The organism is Dongia sp., assembly GCF_041909655.1.
Taxonomy (GTDB): Bacteria; Pseudomonadota; Alphaproteobacteria; order Dongiales; family Dongiaceae; genus Dongia.
In genome coordinates this window covers 1-21,724 of sequence record NZ_JAYRDA010000006.1, presented here as the reverse complement: position 1 = coordinate 21,724, position 21,724 = coordinate 1, and the positions used below count along the sequence as shown (strand labels likewise).

20 protein-coding genes are annotated in these 21,724 nt (G+C 63.4%); 13 read left to right on the top strand and 7 right to left on the bottom strand.

Annotated elements, in window-relative coordinates:
• Positions 1–36: 36 nt before the first annotated feature.
• From ACE3PR_RS13280 to ACE3PR_RS13225, 12 genes are all read left to right on the top strand, one after another.
• Positions 37–801, top strand: coding sequence for a flagellar hook assembly protein FlgD (locus ACE3PR_RS13280; protein ID WP_374372693.1), 765 nt, complete (start codon positions 37–39; stop codon positions 799–801).
• A gap of 161 nt (positions 802–962) precedes the next feature.
• Complete coding sequence (locus tag ACE3PR_RS13275) at positions 963–1,268, top strand: DUF1153 domain-containing protein (protein ID WP_374373457.1); 306 nt, start codon at positions 963–965, stop codon at positions 1,266–1,268.
• Between the two features lie 281 nt (positions 1,269–1,549).
• A complete protein-coding gene (gene fliF, locus ACE3PR_RS13270; RefSeq protein ID WP_374372691.1) occupies positions 1,550–3,232 on the top strand; it encodes a flagellar basal-body MS-ring/collar protein FliF in 1,683 nt (560 codons plus the stop codon).
• 1 nt (position 3,233) lies between these two features.
• A complete protein-coding gene (gene fliG / locus ACE3PR_RS13265; protein ID WP_374372689.1) occupies positions 3,234–4,250 on the top strand; it encodes a flagellar motor switch protein FliG in 1,017 nt (338 codons plus the stop codon).
• A 33-nt stretch (positions 4,251–4,283) separates the two neighbouring features.
• Positions 4,284–5,138, top strand: coding sequence for a hypothetical protein (locus tag ACE3PR_RS13260; RefSeq protein ID WP_374372687.1), 855 nt, complete (start codon positions 4,284–4,286; stop codon positions 5,136–5,138).
• Complete coding sequence (gene fliN / locus ACE3PR_RS13255) at positions 5,138–5,473, top strand: flagellar motor switch protein FliN (protein ID WP_374373455.1); 336 nt, start codon at positions 5,138–5,140, stop codon at positions 5,471–5,473. Before ACE3PR_RS13260 ends, fliN begins: the two co-directional genes overlap by 1 nt.
• A 32-nt stretch (positions 5,474–5,505) precedes the next feature.
• Positions 5,506–6,357: a motility protein A gene (locus ACE3PR_RS13250; protein ID WP_374372685.1), complete on the top strand. Its 852-nt coding sequence runs from the start codon at positions 5,506–5,508 to the stop codon at positions 6,355–6,357.
• A gap of 18 nt (positions 6,358–6,375) precedes the next feature.
• On the top strand, positions 6,376–7,764 hold the full coding sequence (locus tag ACE3PR_RS13245) for a sigma-54-dependent transcriptional regulator (RefSeq protein ID WP_374372682.1): 1,389 nt from the start codon (positions 6,376–6,378) through the stop codon (positions 7,762–7,764).
• Positions 7,765–7,818: 54 nt separating this feature from the next.
• The gene (gene flhA, locus ACE3PR_RS13240; protein WP_374372680.1) at positions 7,819–9,939 is read left to right on the top strand and encodes a flagellar biosynthesis protein FlhA; all 2,121 of its coding nucleotides are present in this window, start codon (positions 7,819–7,821) and stop codon (positions 9,937–9,939) included.
• A gap of 152 nt (positions 9,940–10,091) precedes the next feature.
• Positions 10,092–11,093 carry a GTP-binding protein gene (locus tag ACE3PR_RS13235; RefSeq protein WP_374372678.1) on the top strand — a complete coding sequence of 334 codons (1,002 nt, stop codon included), beginning with the start codon at positions 10,092–10,094 and terminating at the stop codon, positions 11,091–11,093.
• On the top strand, positions 11,090–11,878 hold the full coding sequence (locus ACE3PR_RS13230; RefSeq protein WP_374372676.1) for a P-loop NTPase: 789 nt from the start codon (positions 11,090–11,092) through the stop codon (positions 11,876–11,878). The genes ACE3PR_RS13235 and ACE3PR_RS13230 overlap by 4 nt, the downstream gene beginning before the upstream one ends.
• Entirely contained in the window at positions 11,875–13,929 is a 2,055-nt protein-coding gene (locus tag ACE3PR_RS13225; protein WP_374372674.1) for a hypothetical protein, read from the top strand. The genes ACE3PR_RS13230 and ACE3PR_RS13225 overlap by 4 nt, the downstream gene beginning before the upstream one ends.
• A 16-nt stretch (positions 13,930–13,945) precedes the next feature.
• Here ACE3PR_RS13225 and ACE3PR_RS13220 read toward each other — a convergent pair whose 3' ends face one another.
• Entirely contained in the window at positions 13,946–14,374 is a 429-nt protein-coding gene (locus tag ACE3PR_RS13220; protein ID WP_374372672.1) for a hypothetical protein, read from the bottom strand.
• Entirely contained in the window at positions 14,371–15,750 is a 1,380-nt protein-coding gene (gene fliI, locus ACE3PR_RS13215) for a flagellar protein export ATPase FliI (RefSeq protein WP_374372670.1), read from the bottom strand. The genes ACE3PR_RS13220 and fliI overlap by 4 nt, the downstream gene beginning before the upstream one ends.
• 349 nt (positions 15,751–16,099) lie before the next feature.
• Here fliI and ctrA point away from each other — a divergent pair, with 349 nt between their 5' ends.
• Positions 16,100–16,813: a response regulator transcription factor CtrA gene (ctrA, locus tag ACE3PR_RS13210; RefSeq protein ID WP_374372668.1), complete on the top strand. Its 714-nt coding sequence runs from the start codon at positions 16,100–16,102 to the stop codon at positions 16,811–16,813.
• Positions 16,814–16,939: 126 nt separating this feature from the next.
• On the opposite strand, the gene ACE3PR_RS13205 is transcribed toward ctrA, so the two are convergent.
• The 5 genes from ACE3PR_RS13205 to ACE3PR_RS13185 form a co-directional block, all read right to left on the bottom strand.
• A complete protein-coding gene (locus ACE3PR_RS13205) occupies positions 16,940–17,806 on the bottom strand; it encodes a protein-glutamate O-methyltransferase CheR (protein WP_374372666.1) in 867 nt (288 codons plus the stop codon).
• Positions 17,807–17,817: 11 nt separating this feature from the next.
• Entirely contained in the window at positions 17,818–18,990 is a 1,173-nt protein-coding gene (locus tag ACE3PR_RS13200) for a chemotaxis response regulator protein-glutamate methylesterase (protein ID WP_374372664.1), read from the bottom strand.
• 43 nt (positions 18,991–19,033) lie between these two features.
• The gene (locus tag ACE3PR_RS13195) at positions 19,034–19,399 is read right to left on the bottom strand and encodes a PleD family two-component system response regulator (protein WP_374372661.1); all 366 of its coding nucleotides are present in this window, start codon (positions 19,397–19,399) and stop codon (positions 19,034–19,036) included.
• Positions 19,400–19,612: 213 nt separating this feature from the next.
• Positions 19,613–20,110, bottom strand: coding sequence for a chemotaxis protein CheW (locus ACE3PR_RS13190; RefSeq protein ID WP_374372659.1), 498 nt, complete (start codon positions 20,108–20,110; stop codon positions 19,613–19,615).
• The coding region (locus ACE3PR_RS13185) for a chemotaxis protein CheW (RefSeq protein ID WP_374372656.1) at positions 20,107–21,724 on the bottom strand (1,618 nt) is incomplete at its 5' end. The genes ACE3PR_RS13185 and ACE3PR_RS13190, both read right to left, overlap by 4 nt.

Below are 21,724 nucleotides of genomic sequence, written 5' to 3'. Positions count from 1 at the left end.
CCGGTCCCGGATCTGGTGAATAAGGAGTGACGGGCGATGGAAGTCCCCAGCATCAGCGACACGCTCGACAAGTTGCGCACCGAAAATGCCGCCGGCGCCAACGGCAAGACCGGCAGCGCGCTGGGCGATCTCACCGAGACCTATGACAACTTCCTGCTGCTGCTGACCAAACAGCTTCAGAACCAGGATCCGCTCTCGCCCATGGATACGGCGCAGTTCACCGAGCAATTGGTGTCCTTCGCCTCGGTCGAGCAGATGATCCAGCAGAATTCCCGCCTCGATCGGCTGATCTCGCTGCAATCCTCGACCAACGCCTATGCCGCGGCCAATTTCCTCGGCACCGAAGTGGCGGTCGACAGCGACAAGATCATGCTGAGCGATGGCGAGGTGCGCTTCGACTACACGCTCGAAACCAATGCCGGCAAGGCGGTCCTCAACATTTACAACAGCAACAACCAGTTGGTGATGCTGATGGACGCCAACAAATCCCTGGGCACCCATAAAGCCCTGTGGGACGGGACCGATTATTTCGGCAACCAATTGCCGGACGGCCAGTACCGGGTGGCGGTCACCTATGAGGACGCGCTCGGCAAATCCTATACCGCCGACATCACCTCCTACGGCACCGTCGACGGCGCCGAGATCGTCGATGGCCAGGTTCTCCTTAATATCGGCGATCTCAGGATCCCGCTCGAGGATGTCACCCGGATCATCAAGCCGGCGGCCCCGGTTGAAACGCCGCCCGACGAAGAGGATCCCGAGGAAGAGGCCGCGGATCTGCTTGCCGACGCCATCCTCTAAGGCAACCCGTTGTATTTTATCATTATTTTATCTGCCAAAGTGTGTTCGGGCGGTGTCTTTCGTCAATCGGTTTAGGACTTTGTTAAATGGCGATGGCGTATGAATCGGAGCAATCAGCCCCGCAACCGAGCGACATCCTCGAGGGGATGCCACAGGTGGTCATGTCGCACGCTAGATCTGGTGATAACGGGATTTTGGGCGGCGTTCCCAAAAGCCTCGATGAACTTCCGCCCCCAGGCACCCGCCGCTGGGTGATCCGGCGCAAGGCCGAGGTCGTGGCTGGCGTGCGCGCCGGCCTCATCACTCTTGAGGAAGCCTGCAAACGCTACTCACTCTCGGTCGAGGAGTTCCTTTCCTGGCAAAGATCGATCGACCGGCATGGGCTTCGCGGCCTAAGGACGACCCGTATTCAGGATTATCGGTCCATCGATAGGGTCGAACCGGACGAAAAATCACCACACTCGTGATGGTCTAAGGTAATATTCCTTAATTTCTGTGGATAACCTAATATATATTAACCATATCAATATACTAGCTAGGCAGAATTTGCTGGCTGCCTAGGCAAAAACTTCCGCTATTAACCTCTCTTTAAAGCCTCGCCCCTATTCTCAGCCCGGTCGGCAAGCCGCATTTCGAGGGATAAGCGCCCGAACATAAGCAATTCGTCGAAAATTTTAGTATATAAAATTTTAGACGAATTCGTGCGGCCGAGTCGGCAAAAGCTGCCTATTAGGAGCGAGTGGCAAACGTGAATCCGCTGCTGGACACCTTACGTAACCTCGGCCCGCTGCGCCTCGCCGCCTTAGGTGCGACCGCACTGGCACTCATCGCCTTTTTCTTCTTCATCGGTGCCCGGCTGACCTCGCCCGGCATGCAGCTGCTTTATAGCGGCCTCGATGCAACAGATTCGGCGGCCATTGCCGCCAAGCTCGAGGAGCAGCAGACCCCCTTCGAGGTGAAGGGCGACGGCGCCCAGATATATGTGCCCGCCGATCAGGTCGGCCGCCTGCGCTTGGTCATGGCCGGCGAAGGCCTACCCAATGGCGGCTCGGTCGGCTACGAGATCTTCGATCGCCCGGATGCCCTCGGCACGACCAATTTCGTTCAGCAAATCAATCAGTTGCGCGCCCTCGAGGGCGAGCTCGCCCGCACGGTCCGGGCGCTGCGCCAGGTCAAGGGCGCCCGCGTCCATCTGGTGATGCCGAAACGCGAGCTGTTCTCCCGGGAACGCGCCGAGCCGACCGCGTCAGTGGTCGTTACCCTTCAGGGCAACCTGGAGAAGGAGCAGATCGCCGCCATTCAGCATCTGGTCGCCTCCTCCGTCCCCGGCATGAAGACCAGCAGCGTCTCGATCATCGACGACAAGGGTCGCTTGCTCGCCCGCGGCGGCTCCGAGGAGGAGATGACCCAGCTCAACGCCGAGGAAATGCGCCGCAGCTACGAATTGCGCATGACCCAGGCGATCGAGGAAATGCTGAGCCGCACGCTGGGCGCCGGCAAGGTCCGCGCCGAAGTCACCGCCGAACTCGACTTCAACCAGGTCACCACCAATACCGAGACCTATGATCCGGAAGGCCAGGTCGTCCGCTCCACCCAGACGGTGGAAGAGAACGAGCAGAGCCAGGAGCGCGAGCCGCAGAACAATGTGACGGTCGCCAACAACGTGCCCAATCCGCCGGGTGCGGCCGCCGGCACCGAGAGCAGCAGTTCCTCGACCAACCAGCGCACCGAGGAAACCGTCAATTTCGAGATCTCGAAAAAGGTCCAGACCGAGGTCAAGCATAGCGGCGACGTACGCAAGATTTCGGCGGCGATCCTGGTCGACGGCACCTATACCACCGATGCCGACGGCGTCGCCACCTACGCGCCCCTGCCGCAGGAAGAACTCGACAAGATCGCGACCCTGGTCCGCTCGGCGATCGGCTACAATGCCGATCGCGGCGACGTGGTCGAGGTGATCAACATGCAATTTGCCGAGATGGATGTCGTCGACGAGGGCGTCAGCCTGCTGGGCCTCGACAAGACCGATCTGATGCGCATTGCCGAATTGGTCGTGCTCTCGCTGGTGGCGATCCTGGTGCTGCTGCTGGTGGTGCGCCCGCTGCTCAACCGCGTGCTCGCGATCCCGAGTGCGGCACCAGAGCAATTCGCCATCGCCGGTCCGGGTGGCGCGGCCCTGCCGCCGGGTGCTGCGGCGGCCCTGGCCCTGCCTGGCGCCGGGGGCGATCTTGCCGCCCTGACCGCCGGCGGCGGCGACGGCAGCATGGGCGACATCACCAACATCGCCAACGAGATCGAGCAGATGATCGACATCAACCAGGTCGAAGGCCGCGTCCGCGCCTCCTCGCTGAAGCGGATCGCCGAACTGGTCGATCAGCACCCCGAGCAGGCGGTGAATATCATGCGTCAATGGATCTATCAGGAAGCCTGAGATGCGCACCAAGGATGACTACAGGTCACTGACCGGTTCGCAGAAGGCCGCCTTGCTGCTCCTCTCGGTGGGCGAGGAATCGGCATCGAAGCTCTTTGCCCTGATGCATGACGACGAGATCCGCGAAATCTCGCAGACCATGGCCAATCTCGGCACCGTTTCCGCGACCGTGGTCGAGCGCCTGTTCGTCGAATTCGCCGACGGCATCTCCTCGACCGGCTCGCTGACCGGCACCTTCGAAAGCACCGAGCGCCTGCTGATGAAGGTGCTCGACAAGTCGAAGGTCGACCAGATCATGGAGGAAATCCGTGGTCCCGCCGGTCGTACCATGTGGGACAAGCTCTCCAACGTGAACGAGAGCGTGCTCGCCAACTATCTGAAGAACGAATATCCGCAGACCGTGGCGGTGGTGCTCTCCAAGGTGAAATCCGACCACGCCTCGCGCGTGCTGGCACTGCTGCCGGAGGCCTTCGCCATGGAAGTCATCATGCGCATGCTGCGCATGGAATCGATCCAGAAGGATGTCATCGACGACGTCGAGCGGACCTTGCGCAACGAGTTCCTCTCCAACCTCGCCCGCTCCTCGCGCCGCGACGCCCACGAACTCATCGCCGAGATCTTCAACAATCTCGATCGCAACACCGAGCAGCGCTTCATCGCCGCCCTCGAGGAACGGAACCGCGATTCCGCCGAGAAGGTCAAATCGCTCATGTTCACCTTCGAGGATCTGGGCAAGCTCGATCCCGGCGGCGTTCAGACCCTCATGCGCAACGTCGACAAGACCAAGCTTCCGGTGGCACTCAAGGGTGCCTCCGAGGCGGTGCGCGACCTCTTCCTTTCCAACATGTCGGAACGCGCCTCGAAGATGCTGCGCGAGGATATGGCGGCGATGGGCCCGGTCCGCCTCAAGGACGTGGAAGAAGCGCAGATGAGCATGGTCAACATGGCCAAGGAACTGGCGGGCAAGGGCGAACTCGTGCTGGCCGACAGCAAGGGCGAAGACGAGTTGATCTATTGATTCGTGTAATGGAGACAGATTGAGGTGACCAGCGTGCGCAAATTTATGTTCGACACCGATTTCGACGCCGTCCCCGGCGTTGAATCGCCGTCGGCTGCGCGCGCCGCCGCGAAGGCCCAAAACGCAAAGGCCAAGACGGCGAAGGCCGCCGAACCGGCACCGCCCGCCGAACCGGCACCACCTCCGCCCCCGCCGGAGCCGACCTTCAGCAAAGCCGAGATGAAGGCCGCCGCCGACAAGGCGCGTACCGAAGGCGAGCGTGCCGGCGAAACCAAGGGCCGCGCCGCGGCCATGGCCGAGATCGAACAACGCATCGCCACGACCCTTGAAACGATGGCGACACAGGTCGCGGCAATGCAGAGCGATGTGGCGACCGACCGCCAGGCCATCCTTGGCGACGCCGCCACCATCGCCCTGGCCATGGTTAGAAAGATGCTGCCCGAATTCACCCGCCGCGGCGGCCTTGCCGAAATCGAGGCGGTCATCGAACGGTGCCTGCAGGACCAGCGCAAGGAACCGCGCCTGGTGGCGCGGGTCTCGCCCGATCTGGTGGCCGCGCTGGAGCCGCGCATGGCGGCGATGACCGCCGGCGCCGGCTTCGAAGGCCGCCTCTTCCTGATCGCCGACGAGCGGCTGGGAGCTGCCGATTGCACGATCGAATGGGCCGATGGCGGGCTTGAGCGACATGCCGATGCGATTTGGCGCGAGATTTCGGCGGCACTCGACCGCTGCCTCACCTTGCAGGATATTCCCCTGCCCACGGAGATGGCGGCACCGGCTGCCGCAACCCCAGCGCCGGACGATCTGGCCAAGGCAACGGACGCCACTGAGAACGATGCCGGCAACCTCGCCCCTGCGAGCGACGCCGAAGCCATGAGGAGCGAATGATGGGTGACGAAGAGAACCTGCAATTGCAGGAATTCGAGGAGCAGAATGCCGGCACGGAGCTCGCCGAAGCTTCCCGGGCACCGGCCAGCACCAAGGAACTGGACGCCGTCTATGATGTGCCGGTCCAGGTTTCCGCCGTGCTCGGCCGCGCCACCATGCAGGTCAGCCAGCTCCTGAAACTGGGCCGCGGCGCCGTCGTCGAACTCGACCGCAAGGTCGGCGAGGCGGTCGACATCTACGTCAACAACCGTCTCGTCGCCCGCGGCGAAGTGGTCGTCGTCGAAGACCGCCTGGGCGTTACCATGACGGAAATCATCAAATCGGACCGCGGCTGATCGCCGTAACGATGGACCGCCGGAGCGAACCGATGTCCGATACCGCCAACGAGCCGATACAAAGCTTCACCGCCAAGAGCGACGTGCCGGTGCGGATCGAGCCGCGCCGGCAGGGCTTCGACATGGCCACCTTGCTCGGCCTCATCGGCGCCGTTCTCCTGATCGCCGCCGCGATCTGGATGGGTGGCAACTGGACCGCCTTCATCGACGTTCCCTCCATTCTGATGGTGATCCTCGGCACTTTCGCCATCACCACCGTCTCCTATTCCTGGAGCGAGGTCGTCCAGGCGCAGCCGGTCATGTGGCGCACCCTCTTCGTGCGCGGCCAGGCACCGGATGAAGCCGCCATGAAGGTGCTGCAGCTTGCCGAACGCGCGCGCCGGCGCGGTTTGCTCGCCATGCAGAACGAATTTTCGGCTCTCCGGGGCGAACCCTATCTGCTCCGCGCCATGACCATGCTGGTGGACGGCATGCCGATCGAGGAGGTCGAGCGCAACCTCACCTTCGAGACCCATGCGATGGCGCAGCGTCATCAGCGCTCGACCGGCATCCTGCGCCGTGCCGCCGAGGTGGCGCCGGCGATGGGCCTCATCGGCACACTGGTGGGGCTGGTGCAGATGCTGGGCGCCCTCGACCAGCCCGATGCGATCGGCCCGGCCATGGCCGTCGCCCTGCTCACCACTTTCTACGGCGCGGTGATGGCGAATGTCATCTTCCTGCCGCTCGCCAGCAAGCTGGAACGCAATTCCGCGATCGAGCTGCTGGTCAATCACATCTATATCCTCGGCGCCCTCTCCATCGGGCATCAGGAAAATCCGCGACGCCTGGAACTGGTCCTCAACACAATCCTGCCGGCCAACCAGCGCGTACGCTATTTCGACTGACGGAACGGGAGCTAATCGATGCGCTTACTTATTGTCGGATCCTTGGACGGCCATATCACGGCGGCCGGCAAGATCGCGCTGAGCCGCGGCGCCAAGGTCGCCCATGTTCACGATGTCGAGCAGGCCATGGCGGCCTTGCGCAACGGCCAGGGCGCCGATCTCATCATGTTCGACGTCAATCTCGACATCGGGCAGATGATCGACAGCCTGAAGCGTGAGCGCATCAACATTCCGGTGGTGGCTTGCGGCATCGGCACCTCGGCCGAGATCGCCGTCCGCGCCATCAAGGCGGGCGCCAAGGAATACATCCCCTTGCCGCCCGATGCCGAGCTGATCGCCGCCGTCCTCGCCGCCGTCACCGAGGAAAGTGCCGCCTTCATCTTCAACGATGCCAGCATGCGCGCCACCATCAAGCTCGCCGATCAGGTGGCGCCATCGGATGCCAGCATCCTCATCACCGGGGAAAGCGGCACCGGCAAGGAAGTAATGGCGCGCTATATCCATACCCATTCCAAGCGCGCGTCGAAGGCCTTCATCTCGGTCAATTGCGCGGCGATCCCGGAGAACCTCCTCGAATCCGAACTCTTCGGCCACGAAAAGGGCGCCTTCACCGGCGCCATCGCGCGCCGCATCGGCAAGTTCGAAGAGGCCAATGGCGGCACCCTCCTGCTCGACGAAATCAGCGAGATGCATCCTCGCCTGCAGGCGAAACTCCTGCGCGCCATCCAGGAGCGGGTCATCGACCGCGTCGGCGGCTCGCAGCCGGTCAAGGTCGACATCCGCCTCATCGCCACCTCGAACCGCGACATGCAGGAAGAGGTTGCCAAGGGGACCTTCCGCGAGGATCTCTATTTCCGCCTCAACGTCATGTCTCTGGAACTGCCGCCTTTGCGCGAGCGGCCCGGCGACATCGCCATGCTGGCCGAGCATTTCGCCAAGAAATACGCTGCCGCCAACGGTGTCGCCTTCAGCGGCATCTCGCCCGAAGTTCAGGACATGCTGCGCGCCCATGAATGGCGCGGCAATGTCCGCGAGCTTGAGAACACCATGCACCGCGCGGTCCTCCTCACCCACGGCCCGGTGATCGGCCCGGAAGCCATCCTGCTGACCGGCGGTCGCGGCCTGCCGGTGGGTGCAGCCCAGGTTCCGACGCCGACCGACAGCATCGTCGCCAAGGCGGCGGCGGTGGCGGCGGCGGGAACGGTCGGCCTGGTCGGGCGGACGGTGGCGGCGGTGGAACGCGATCTCATCATCGACACGCTCAGCCATTGCCTCGGCAACCGCACCCATGCCGCCAACATTCTCGGCATTTCGATCCGGACTCTGCGCAACAAGCTGAAGCAATACAGCGAAGAAGGCGTCGCAGTGCCGGCAGCCCATGGCGACAGCGAACAGGCCAGCTATTAAAACCTGAAGCTAGTTCCGCGTTGACAGGAGCGAATGGGACATGACGAGATCGGCATGAGCGATACCGCAAGCAACAATCCAGGCGCCGCGACCGGCGGCATGATGGGATCGCTCGATCGCGGCACGAAATTCCTGCGCCGCGGCGAAATCGCCCTTGCCCTCGGCCTGGTGAGCATCCTCACCGTCCTCATCTTCCCGATGCCGGCCTGGTTGCTGGACATCTGCCTCGCCTTCTCGATCACGGTCTCGGTCCTGGTGCTGATGGTCGTGCTGTTCATCGAAAAGCCGCTCGACCTCTCCAGCTTCCCGACCCTGCTGCTGATCGTCACCATGCTGCGTCTGGCGCTCAATCTTGCGTCGACCCGTCTCATCCTCACCTACGGCCATGAGGGCACCGATGCCGCCGGCCATGTCATCGAAGCCTTTGGCGGCTTCATCATGGGCGGCAATTACGTTATCGGCATCATCGTCTTTGCCATCCTGGTGCTGGTCAACTTCATCGTCATCACCAAGGGTTCGGGCCGCATCGCCGAAGTCTCGGCGCGGTTCAGCCTTGATGCCATGCCCGGCAAGCAGATGGCGGTCGATGCCGATCTCTCCGCCGGCCTCATCGACGAAAAGGAAGCCAAACAGCGCCGCAAGACGCTGGAAGACGAAAGCAACTTCTTCGGCTCCATGGACGGCGCCGCCAAATTCGTCCGCGGCGACGCCATCGCCGGCCTGATCATCGTCTTCATCAACGTGATCGGCGGGATCATCATCGGCGTCGCGCAAGAAGGCCTCACGATGAGCGAGGCAGCCTCGACCTACACGCTGCTGACCGTCGGTGACGGCCTCGTTTCGCAGATCCCGGCCCTCATCGTCTCGACCGCGGCCGGCATGCTGGTAACCAAGGCCGGCGTCGCCGGTTCGACCGACAAGGCTCTCTTCCGCCAGCTCGCCGGCTATCCCTCGGCGCTGGGCCTCGCCTCCTTCCTGATGACCATCCTGGCGGTGATGCCGGGCATTCCGACCCTTCCGTTCATGGGTCTGGCGCTGCTCACCGGCGGCATGGCCTGGCTGGTCATGCGCCACCAGCGCAAGGCGGTCGATGTGGCAACACAGGCCGAAGTGGCGCAGCAGACCCAGGTGCCGGTGGCCGAGGAACCGATCTCGACGGCGCTGCAACTGGATTCGATCCGCCTCGAGCTCGGCTATGGTCTTCTCGGCCTCATCAATACCGAGCGCGGCCATCGCCTGACCGATCAGGTGAAGGCCCTGCGCCGGCAATTGGCCGGTGAAATGGGCTTCATCCTGCCTGCCGTCCGCATTCAGGACAACCTGCAGATCAACGCCAATTCCTACATCATCCGCATCAAGGAGATTGAATCGGGCCGTGGTGATCTGCGCCCCAACATGATCCTGGTCATGGACCCGCGTGGCGACAAGATCAACATGACCGGCGAGGACACGACCGAGCCGACCTTCGGTCTTCCCGCCATGTGGGTCGATCCCTCCGCGCGCGAAGAAGCGCTCTTCCGCGGCTATACCGTGGTCGATCCATCGACCGTCATCACCACGCATCTGACCGAGATCGTGAAGGACAACATGTCCGAACTGCTCTCGCATTCGGAAACGCAGAAGCTGCTCGATGAATTGCCGAAGGAACACCAGAAGCTGGTGGCCGATCTCATTCCCGGCCAGATATCGGTGGGCGGTGTGCAGCGCGTGTTGCAGGCATTGCTCGGTGAACGAATTTCGATCCGCGATCTTGCCAACATCCTGGAAGGTGTCGCCGAGGCTACCGGCTATTCGCGCAACGTCAATGCCATCGTCGAGCATGTGCGCGCCCGTCTCGCCCGCCAGATTTCGGACGCGGCCAGCGATGCCTCCGGCGTCATCCCGCTCATCACCCTCTCGCCGGAATGGGAAAATGCTTTTGCCAATGCGATCCGCGGCGATGGCGAGGACCGGCAGTTGGTGATGGCGCCCACCGATCTGCAGCAATTCATCCAGAGCGTGCGGCAGAACTTCGAACGCTTCGCGATCATGGGGGAAAGTCCGGTTCTGCTCACCAGCCCCGGCATCCGCCCCTTCGTGCGCTCGATCGTGGAACGCTTCCGCCCATCGACCACGGTCATGTCGCAGAACGAGATTCATCCCAAGGCCAAGATCCGGACTCTGGGGCAGATTTGATGCGGCATTCATCGCTTCCATGCCCCCACCCTCCCCTCCCCCTGAAGGGGGAGGGTTTCGCTTTCTCCTCCCCCCTTCAGGGGGGAGGCGGGAGGGGGGCACGGTTTTGCGCGGTCTTCCTTTTCCCGACATACAGAGGCTAGCGAACCATTATGCGGCTGCGCAGCTTCAACGCGCCGACGATGCAGGAGGCCATGGCCCTGGTGAAAGCCGAGCTGGGCCCCGATGCCGTCATCCTGTCGACCGAACAGGTCGGCAAGGCGGTGAAGCTGACGGCAGCACTCGACCGTGACGCCATCCTGGCGGCGCCACCCACCGGTGCCGCGGATCTCGATCCTCTCGAGGCGATCGCCCAGGCGCTCGATTTCCACCGTGTACCGGTGCCGCTCGCCGACCGGCTCACCCAATTGGCCGGCAACTTCCTCCTCGAATCGCCCATCCAGGCTTTGGCCGGCGCCTTGCGGATTCGCTTTCCCAGCCAGCCGATCACCGAACGCAAGCCGCTGAAACCGATCATGCTGGTGGGCCTGCCCGGCGCGGGCAAAACGGCGACGCTCGCGAAATTGCTGGCCCGCGCCAAGCTGCGCGACTGGCCCTCCATCGCCGTCACCTGCGACCTCGTGAAAGCGGGCGCCGTCGAACAGCTCGGCACCTATGCCAAGGCGCTCCAGGTCCCGGCCTACCGGGCCAAGGATGCCGACATGCTGCGCCGTGCCGTGGCACAAGCCCCCGCCGGCGCCTTTGTCATCATCGATACGGTGGGCAGCAACCCGCTCGACAGCGGCGATCTCCATCACCTCGCCGCCCTCGCCGACAGCGTCAAGGCCGAGATGGTCCTGGTCATGGCCGCCGGCGGCTGCACCGTCGAGAGCAGCGAGCTTGCTCAGCTCTATGCCGAAGCCGGCGCCCATCGTCTGGTGCCGACGCGCATTGACGCTGCCCGGCGTCTCGGTGGTATTCTGGCGGCGTGCGAGGCTGGCAAGTTTGCCTTTGCCGAATTCGGCACCTCGCCCGAAATTGCCAGCGGTTTGGAAATCGTCACCGCCGAGCGCCTGGCCGATCTGATTCTGCGGCCTACTTTGGGTGCCCCGCGCGACAACCAGCCCAATCCGCCGGCAAATGCGGCCCGGCCTGTCTTTGGAAACACGGTATGACCGACCAAGTATCACCGCTCAGCAATGCCATCGCCGTCGCCTCCGGCAAGGGTGGGGTCGGCAAGACCTGGCTCTCGATTTCGCTGGCCCAGGCACTGGCGCATGGCGGCGACAAGGTCCTGCTGTTCGATGGCGATCTGGGCCTTGCCAATGTCGATATCCAATTGGGCCTCACCCCGGCGCTCGATCTCGGCACGGTGTTGGAACGCGACCTTCCCCTCTCCCGCGCGGTGACCCCCTCCGGGGCCGGCTTCTCGGTGATCGCCGGCCGCTCCGGCTCGGGCGGCCTTGCCCATATGCCGGCGCAACGCCTCTCCCATCTGATCGCCGGCCTGCGCGATCTCGCCGCCGGCTATGACCGCGTCATCATCGATCTGGGCGCCGGCATCGACCGGCCGGTGCGGCAATTGGCGGGGCTTTGCGCCAATGTGATCATCGTCGCCAATGACGAGCCCACCACCCTCACCGACGCCTATGCCTTCATCAAGATGATGAAGGCGGATGCGGCCCCGGCGCGGATCGGCATCGTGGTCAATTCGGCCCAGGACATGAGCCAGGGCCGGCAGACCTACGAGACTTTGGCCAAGGCCTGCCGCTCCTTCCTCAAATTCAATCCGGCGCTCTTCGGCATCGTCCGCCGCGATTCCAAGGTGAAGGACTCGATCCGCGCGCAGATGCCGCTCCTCACGCGCCACCCGGCCGCCATCGCCGCCGCCGATGTCGAGGCGCTGGCCGCCTATCTGATGGCCGAGGCGAACGATCCCGCCACCTCAACCGGGACATGACGGATTTTCTGAAACCCCTTGGCGGGCGTTTCATCGGCATGTCGGGGCCGGTAACGCCGGCCGCGATCACCGGCACCGTTCCAGACCCCCCACGCAGTTTCCTGCAAGTCGATCCCGGCACCATCATCAAGGGCGTGGTGATGGGCCGCGAGAATGACGGCCAGATCACCATCGCCACCGATAAAGGGACGGTCCGCGTTGCCAGCAATGCTCCCCTCCCGCCGGGAACCCACGTGACCCTGGAAGTGCGCCCCACCGGCGACCGGCTGCAGGTCCTGATCCTCGCCAACGACGCCGTGCGGCCGACGCCCGCGCCCTCCAATTCCCCGCAGACGCCCGGCGCAGCACAGCCACCCGCCGCCGGCACACCGGCACCGCCGCAACCGGGTCAGCCCTCCTCCCCGCAAGCACCGGGCGGCAGCGCGCCCAGCACAGTGCCGGCCCCTGCAGGCGGTTTGCCGACCACCGGCGCGCCCGCCACGGGAACGCCAACCACAGGAATCCCCGCAACCGGCACGCCGCCCGCGACCACGCCGCCCCCCAGCGCCCCGGCGCCCAGCATTCAGATCGTCGGCTCCACCTTGCCGGCGATCGTGCTGCAATCCCATGCCGTGACCCCGCCCCTGCCGGGAACGCAAGCCGGTCAACCCAGCGCGCCGCAGATCCAGATTCAGTTGCCCAATGGGCAGATCGTCACCCTGCCGCAACCCATGGCCGCGCCGCCAACGACGACGGTGCCGACCGGCCAGGCGACGCCCAATCCAATGGCACCCGGCTCCGTCCTGCCCAATCCGGCTGGCCCCGCGCCGATAGCGGTTCCGAGCCAGGCGGCAGCGCCACCCACCGCGACTCCCCTATCGACGCCGGCGCCGATGCCGATCTCGCGCCCGCCGCTGCTGCCGCCATCGGCCAGTGCGCTTCCCGGCGACGTGCAGCATCGCATCCTCGCCCTTTTCGACGCGGCCCCCACCCATGCCGCGCTGCCCAATCCCGGCCATCCGGCAATGCCCGCCGGCGAGACCCTGCTGAAGGCCGCATTGCCCGCTGGCGCCGAATTACAGATCCGCGTGCTTGCCGTCCAGATCGGCAGCCAGCACCCGATCGAGATCGATCCCGCCGCCCAGCTCAACCAGAATGGCAAGGAAAGCCATATCGTCTTCGGCCGCGTCATCGCCATGACGCCGGCCGGCCATGCCGTCATCCACACGCCGGCCGGCGACATCCTGATGCAGCAGCGCTCCAGCCTGCCCGTGGGCGCGCAGCTTGCCCTGGCAATCGATCATGTCGAGGCACCGCCGCCGGCACCGCTGGTTGCAGCGCCGCTGGTCGTCCAAACGCCGCAGCAGGCACTGCTCTCGCTCTCGCGCGCCTGGCCGACCTTGGCCGATCTCGTCGCCATCCTGCAGGGCGCAGCACCGGCAGCTTCCGGCCGCAATGCCGCCATCGACCCGGCGCTCGCGCGCGAAATCCTCGCCAACCTGCCGCATATGGGATCGCGTCTCGGCGCCGGGATCGTCGGTGCCATGGCGGCGTTGCGCAGCGGCGATATCGGCCGTCTGCTGGGTTCCGGTTTCGCCGCGCGCGGCCTCGGCCCCGAGCGCGAGGAAATCGTGCGGCGCCTGCGGGGCGAGTTCAGCCAGCTATCGAGCCTTGCCCAGGACCGGCAGGAAGGCGAGTGGCGCGCCCTGTTCCTGCCCTATCTCGACGACCAGCAGCGCGTGCAGCGGATCAACCTGTTCTATCGCCGCCACCAGAAGGGCGAGCGCGGCTACGAGCATGGCGAAGGCGGCACGCGCTTCGTGGTCGAGGCTGAGTTCACGCGATTGGGACCCTTCCAGCTCGACGGCCTGATGCGCGAGCATCGTTTCGACCTGATGATCCGCAGCCGCCAGCGCGTCGACGAGCGCATGCGCCGCGACATTGAATCGATTTACGAGGAAGCACGCGGGATGACCGGCTTTGCCGGCGTGATCGCGTTTCAGACCGTGGACGAATTCCCAGTCTCGCCGCTCGAGGAACTGAAGCAAGGACCAGACAAGGTCACGATCTGATCACGTGTCGCGCCCGTCACGTGTCGCGCTTGGTGCGGTTGCGGCGGTGCTGTTCCAGCCCCATTTCGTCGGCCGCGATCTGCTCGCGCCGCGCCTGTTCCTGGCGCCGCCGCTCCAGGCGCAGCTGAATGGCCTGCTCGGTCTTCTTGATATCGGCGAAGGTTTCGGCGATCTCCTCGCGCACCCGGTCGAGTTCCAGCGTCACGTCGGCCACCGATTGCTCCAGCCGCTCGCGCCGGGTTGCCATCACCGCGCGGTAGGGCGGCAGGACGCGGCTGGCTTCGAGATCGCTGCGCGCGGCTTCGATCTCGCGCGCCACCTCGGCGTCGAGGCGCGCGATATCCCCCTGCAGGCGCAGAATGAGCCCTTCGAGATCCGCGGCCTGGCGACGCTTTTCATCGAGATTCCATTTCTGCAGCCGCAGGAGTTGGTCGAGACCGCTCATGCTGCCCCGGATTCAGGAGCGGGGACTTCGTCTGGCCCCGGCCCCATCTCGGGCGGAATGCCGAGAATGGTGGCGAGCTGCAGATAGCCCAGAGACATCTCCGCTTTCTCGTTGCGGCCCTGATTGAGGAACTGCTCGATCTGCGGATAAAGCTGGATCGCCTGGTCGACCGCCGGGTCCGAGCCGCGGCGATAGGCACCAAGACGAATGAGTTCCGCCATGTCCTCATAGACCGACATGTGGCGCCGCGCCTCGCGGATGACGCGGTTCTCGAATTCGTTGTTGCAGCCCGGCATGGTGCGGGAAAGCGAGCGCAGGATGTTGACGGCGGGATAGCGGCCGCGCTCGGCGATCGAGCGTTCCAGCACGATATGGCCGTCGAGAATGCCGCGGCAGGCATCGGCGATGGGTTCGTTGTGATCGTCGCCCTCGACCAGCACGGTAAAGAGGCCGGTGATCGACCCGGAACCGGCGACACCCGGCCCCGCGCGTTCCAGGAGGCGCGGCAATTCGGCAAAGACCGAGGGGGTATAGCCCTTCGAGGCCGGCGGCTCGCCGACCGAGAGGCCGATCTCGCGCATCGCCATGGCAAAGCGGGTCACGGAATCCATCAGGCAGAGCACATGATCGCCGTCGTCACGGAAAAATTCGGCCAGGGCCAGGGTGACCTGGGCAGCCTGCCGGCGCAGCAGCGGCGATTCATCCGAGGTCGCCACCACGACGACGGAACGGGCGAGACCTTCCGGCCCCAATTCGTCCTCGATGAATTCCTGTACCTCGCGCCCGCGTTCGCCGATGAGGCCGATCACGTTGACGTCGAGCGAGGCATAGCGCGCCATCATCGACATCAGCACCGATTTGCCGATGCCGGAGGCGGCGAAGATGCCGAGGCGCTGGCCGCGGCAGACGCTGGCGAAGGCGTTGATGGATTTGATGCCGAGATCGATCTTGCCGCCGACGCGTGTGCGGGCATGGGCGGGCGGCGGCTGGTTGCGGATGCGGACCGGTTCGGCCCCGGCGGCCAGCGGGCCCTTGCCGTCGATCGGTTCGCCGAAAGCATTGATGACGCGCCCCAGCCAGGCACGCGACGGCCGGATCACCGGCTCGCTATCGACCAGCAGCACCCTGGAACCGAGGCCCACACCTTCCAGCGAGCCATAGGTCATGGCCAGCGCCCGGCCCTCGCGGAAACCGACCACTTCGCAGGGAACCTGGCGGTTATTGCGATCGACCAGGGCGCAGCGCGCGCCGATGGAGAGGGCGCTTTCGATTCCGGCCACCTCGACCAGCATGCCGACAACCGCCGCCACCCGGCCATGCACGCGCGTGTCCGGAATGCGCTCCAGTTCGTGAAAGAACGGCTCCAGCCCTTGCACCAATGCGCCCAACTTCGCCCTGAACCTTCATGCGACCGAATTTCGGTCAGACTGCGTTTATTGCCACTATTCGACGCCGGCTTCCGGCGGAATACCCAAGAAAAGTGCTGTAGATAACGTTAAGCGATCCCCGTTAAATCGTCGTTAAGATTAGCAAGGAACCTGATCCCAGCCAGAACTTTTTTGCTACCTCAATAATTTAGTTGGTTAATAGGATTTTAAGCTTAAATTGTGGATAAATCGACCCCGAGGCTCAAAGTTAACGTCAACACCTTTACATAACACCGCATTAATGATTAAGATTCCTTCACCGAACCGCTGCGGTTGACACTCGAACGGGGTCCAGGCCATGCGCGTGCTAGTCGTCGAAGACGATTCGAACACCGCCCAAAGCATCGAGCTGATGCTGAAAGCCGAGGGCTATATCGTCGACACCACCAATCTCGGCGAAGATGGGTTGGAGATCGGCAAGCTCTACGACTACGACATCATCATCCTCGATCTGATGCTGCCCGATATCGATGGCTATGAAGTCCTGCGCCGCTTCCGCGCCGCCAGGGTTAACACGCCGATCTTGATCCTGTCGGGTCTTAACGAACTCGATTCCAAGATCAAGGGGTTGGGCTTCGGCGCGGATGATTACCTTACCAAGCCATTCGACCGGCGCGAACTGATCGCCAGGCTGCAGGCGATCGTGCGTCGCTCCAAGGGACATTCGGATTCGGTCATCAAGACCGGCCGCCTCACCGTCAACCTCGATACCCGCACCGTCGAGGTCGAGAGCCAGCCCTTGCATCTCACCGGCAAGGAATACGGCATCCTCGAATTGCTCTCGCTCAGGAAGGGCACCACGCTTACCAAGGAGATGTTCCTCAACCATCTCTATGGCGGCATGGATGAACCGGAACTCAAAATCATCGACGTCTTCGTCTGCAAGCTGAGGAAGAAGCTCAGCACCGCGACCGGCGGCGAGAACTATATCGAGACCGTCTGGGGCCGCGGCTATGTGCTGCGCGATCCGGAAGAAGGCGGCATGCCGGCGAAAACCGCCGAAAGCGCATAGGCGCCACCTTCATCGCAAATCTGGCAATGGCCGGGCCACAACGCCCGGCCATTTTCGTTTGGATTGCGCTATGCCCCGACATTCATTCCGTCATCCTCGGGGATGACGATGGAGAAAGGGAAACAGCTAGGTCCGCGGTGTGGCAAAACCCGGCGGGGTCAGGGATTGCGGCGTCTTGATGCCGCCGGTGAGGCCATAGATGCCGCGCTGGCCGGGCAGCAACTGGAACTTGTCGGAAATGCCGAGCACGGTTTCGGCACCGCCCAGGAACAGATAACCGTCTTCGGGCATCTGCTTGGCGATGCCGGCCAGGACCTTGGCCTTGGTCGGCTGGTCGAAATAGATCAGCACATTGCGGCAGAAGACGATATCGAACTTGCCGAGCGAGACCGGATCGTTAAGCAGGTTCCATTCGCGGAAGTTCACCATCTGGCGGATCTTGTCGGAGATCTTCCAGCGATCGCCGGTCTGCTGGAAATACTTCACCAGCAAGGTGATCGGCAATCCGCGCTGCACTTCGAATTGCGAATAGAGGCCGTCCTTGGCGCGCTGCAGGATTTCATTCGAGAGATCGGTACCGACGATGTCGATCTTCCAGCCGGCCAATTGCGATCCCATCTCGGTGAGGATCATCGCCAGCGAATAGGCTTCCTGGCCCGAGGAACAGGCGGCCGACCAGATGCGCAAGGTTTTGTTGCCGGCGCGCGCCTTCAGCATCGCCGGCATGCAGATCTGCTTGAACTGATCGAAGGGCTTGGTGTCGCGGAAGAAGAAGGATTCGTTCGTGGTCATGGCTTCGACCACGTCGCGGATCACCGCTTCGTCATTCTTCGTGCGGATGAGACGCACGAGATCGTCGAAGGTGGCGAGCTTCCACTTGCGCGCCACCGGCAACAGGCGGCTTTCCAGCAGATACGCCTTGTCGTTGGTCAGGACCAGGCCTGACCGGGTTTTCAGAATCTGGCAGATGAAGTCGAAGTCCGTGATCGTCATCGACGTTCGCCTCATGCCATGCCGCGGCCAATCGCCTTTTTGACGAACGGTCCGATTTCAGTCAACGGCATGACGGCGGAGCACAACCCAGCGGTTGCGACGGCACCCGGCATACCCCAGACTACTGAACTCTGTTCGTCTTGAGCGATCACCGTTCCCCCAGCATTGGTCAGTTCTGCCGCCCCTTTGAGGCCATCCTGCCCCATTCCCGTCAGCATGACAAACAAAGTCTTGTTGCCATAAACCTTTGCGATGGAACGCAACATTGGATCGACTGCGGGGCGGCAAAAATTCTCAGGTGGGTTCTTGTTGAGACGCACGACGCGTTGCGCCGCGTTGCCTTCCACGATCATGTGGAAGTCGCCGGGTGCCACATAGATGCGGCCCGGCACGACTGGCTCGCCGTCCTTGGCTTCGGCCGCAGGCATGCCCGATGCCTGCGCCAGATGTTCCGCCAGGATGGTGGTGAAGGTTGCCGGCATGTGCTGCGTCACGAAGACAGGCAGATGCGAAATCTTGCCGACGGATTGAAACACCTTGAACAGGGCTTGCGGCCCGCCGGTCGACGAGCCGATCGCCAGACATTCCGGCTTCAGAATGGGCGGCATCTGGCGCAACTGGATCGGCTGCGAACCGTAGAGCCGCTTGGGCGCTTCCGGCGCAGCGGCCACGGCGTTCGGCGATGGCGCCGCCACACCGCGCTTGCGGCGTCCGGCGGCACCCCACGATTTTACCTTTTCGACCAGATCGCTTTTGAAATCCGTCGCCGCCGAAATGGCGCCCGTCGTGGTCGGCTTCGGCACGTAATCCGCGGCACCCAGCGACATCGCCTTCATCGACACCGACGCACCCTTGAGCGTCAGCGTCGAAGCCATGATCACGGCAAGGCCGGGCTTTGCCTGCAGCATTTTGGGCAGTGCCGTGATGCCGTCCATCACCGGCATTTCGATATCGAGCACGGCGACTTCGATATCGCTGCCGGCGCGCGCCAAGGCATCGATCGCCAATTGGCCGTTACCGACCGTGGTCACGACCTTGATGGTCGGATCGCTTTCCAGGGCGCGTGTCAGCAAACCACGAATCACGGCGGAATCGTCGACCACCATCACGCGATAGGGCCCGGCCGGCGTGGCGCCGGAAGATCCGCTGGCTGACGCCCCTGATGCCGCGCTGAATGCTGTCATTTCCTGCAACCATTGTGACCGTGGCGCGCGCTTTGCGGCGCCGTCACAGCAGCCCGACCTGAGAGAACTTGGATTCGATGATCTCGCTGTCGAAGGGCTTCATGATGTATTCGTTGGCGCCGGCCGAGATCGCTTCCTGAATATGCTGGATGTCGTTTTCCGTGGTGCAGAACACCACGATCGGCGTCTGGCCGCCGTCCATCTTCCGGAGCTCTCGCAGGAAATCAATCCCGCTCATCACCGGCATATTCCAATCGAGCAGAATCGCGTCGGGCATTTCCTTGGCGCACTGATCCATCGCGGCTTGACCGTTATCAGCTTCGAAGATCTGGAAATTGAGACCCTCCAGGATCTTTCGAGCGACCATCCGGACGACTTTGGAATCGTCAACGACCAGACACGATTTCATACATCAACTCCGTTCGCCGGGGCGCCCTGGCCGCGGCTCACATCATCATTAGTCAGCCAAGGCCCGTTTCGTCAATCATCCTCGCAGGCATTTGCGCGAAATTGCGGCGATCGCACACAATCACCTCTGGATGTTTAGGAATTTCCCGGCCTCAGGCGCTCCCCACGCTTAGTCTTCCCCATTCCGGCAACAACCGCGCCGGCCGCCACCCTATCAGGCGGCGTCCGACCGGTTACCGAAATCCAGCAGCGACGCCACGCTGAGCACGACCAGCAGCGAACCGTTCAGACGATAGATGCCGTCCGAGAAGTCGCGCAGGCGCGGATCCAGCGTCGGTGGGTTGCGCTGATAGTCGCGGGAATTGAGGCTGAGCACTTCGCCGACGCTATCCACCAACAAACTGTAGAGCTCGTTTTCATGCTCGACCACCACCGACATGGCAGCCTTGCCGCCTTCGCGCCGCGGCAGGCCCAAACGCGGCCGCACATCGATCGCGGTCACGATACGGCCGCGCAGATTGAGGCTGCCGGCCACCTCCTTGGGTGCCAGGGGAACCCGGGCAATGTTCTGCGGCCCGAGCACGTCCTGGACGGTCAGAACCGGAATGCCGAACAACTGGTCGGCAATCGTCATGGTCACGTAGTCACGCTGCTCGCCGCTATTGCTGGCGGCGGGGGAGCCGCGATCGGCCCCGTTCTTTGCGGCGCTCATGCTGCACCTCGCACTTCGGAAAGGGCTTCGTTGAGGGTATGCACCAGGCCCTCGCGATCATATTTGGCGACGTAATCGTCGAACCCGACGGAACGGCCCTTGGCCAGTTCCTTGGGGCTCGCATGCGACGACAGGGCGATCATCGGCGTCGACTGCCAGTGACCGCTCTTCTTCACCGCTTCGCAGAAGGCAAAGCCGTCCATCCCCGGCATTTCGATATCCGAGATGATGAGGTCGAACTGCTCGCCCGCTTCAGCCAGCGCCAGCGCCTTGTCGCCGCTGTCGACGGCGGTGACGATGAAGCCGGCGGCCTGCAATTGCGGCGACAGCAGATTGCGGAAGAAGGCACTGTCATCGACCATCAGCACGCGCTTCGACTCGTCGCCGACGCTGTCGGCGCGGCGCGAGCCGAACCAATCCGCGAAGGCCTGCGACAGGAAGAAGCCGGTATCGATGATGTCGGTCGCCTGACCGGCGATGATGGCGCTGCCGATACGGCCCGGATTTTCCGCCGCCAGATCGACACTGAGCTTCGCCTCGACGATGTCGACGATCTCGTCGACCATCAGGCCCATCGAATGATCGCGGTCCGAGAACACCAGCACCGGCTGCTGTCCTTCGGTCTGCGAATGATCCTGATAGGCGTCGAGCGGTACCAGCGGCATCAACTGCCCGCGATACTGCACAACCAGGCGGTCGTTCGAACGCTCGATCGTCTTGCGGTCAATTTCCTCGAGACGCGCGACCAGGGCCAGCGGCACCGCCTTCGGGGCACCGGCGCCGGCGCGGAACAGCAACAGCGGCACGGCCTCGTCGTTATGGGCGCGGCTGCGCAACATCTGCTGCTCGGCGGCATCGGCATCGCCCATGCTGATCTGGCCGGAAGCCGCGGCTATGCCGTTGGGATCCAGGATCATGATGACCGAGCCGTCGCCCAGGATCGTGTTGCCCGAGAACACCTCGATGTGGCGCAGGATCGGCGCCACCGGCTTCACGACGATTTCTTCCGTGTCGAACACGCGGTCGACCATGATGCCGAACTGATAGGTGCCGACCTGCGTCACCACGACGAAGGTATCGTCGCTGTTGCGCTCGGCTTCGCTTTCCAATTGCAGCTTTTCGCGCAGACTGACGAGCGGCAGCAGCTTGTTGCGCAGGCGCAGGACCGGCGTTTCATTGATGCGCTCGACTTTCAGCTCGCCGGTCGAGCTGGCGCGCACCAGTTCGACGACGCTGATCTGCGGAATGGCGAAACGCTCGCCCGCGCATTCGACCACCAGGGCCGAGACGATGGCGAGAGTCAGCGGAATCTTGATCGAGAAGCGCGTGCCCTTGCCTTCCTGGCTGCGCAATTCGATGGTGCCGCCGATCTTTTCGATATTGGTCCTGACCACGTCCATGCCGACACCGCGGCCCGATACGCTGGTCACCTTGGCGGCGGTCGAGAAGCCGGCCTTGAAGATGTATTGCTGGATCTGCTGATCCGACATGTTCTCCAGTTCGCTCTCGGTGGCGAGATTGTTCTGGAGGATCTTCGCCTTGATCTTGTCGAGGGCGAGGCCTTTGCCGTCATCGTTCACTTCGATGATGATGTGGCCGCCTTCGTGATAGGCG